Raw genomic sequence first — 278 nt, 5'->3', positions numbered from 1 at the left:
CGTCGGCGCGCTGCTCCGATTCGATCGTGATGGCGAGCGCGGGACAGACCGCCTCACAGAGCTTGCACGCAATGCAGCGCTCCTCGCCGTTCGGATAGCGGCGCAGGGCATGCAGCCCGCGGAAACGTCGGCTTTGCGGCGTCTTCTCTTCCGGGTACTGCACCGTGATCTTGCGGGCGAACAAGTGCCGCCCGGTCAGCATCATGCCGCGGACGAGCTCGAAAAGGAGGAAGGTACTGAAGAATTCGCGTATGCGTCGAATCATGGTTGCCTCCCTA

At 62.9% G+C, this 278-nt stretch carries 1 protein-coding gene; it reads right to left on the bottom strand.

The features are described from left to right. The coding region (gene nuoI / locus SAZ04_RS21920) for an NADH-quinone oxidoreductase subunit NuoI (protein ID WP_332699660.1) at nucleotides 1-265 on the bottom strand (265 nt) is incomplete at its 3' end. Nucleotides 266-278 lie beyond the last annotated feature (13 nt).

Origin of the sequence: Halalkalibacter lacteus (assembly GCF_036663595.1) — a bacterium.
Lineage (GTDB): Bacteria > Bacillota > Bacilli > Bacillales > Bacillaceae_D > Halalkalibacter > Halalkalibacter lacteus.
Note: the sequence above shows the minus strand (reverse complement) of the source record. Positions and strands in the feature narration are given on the sequence as shown.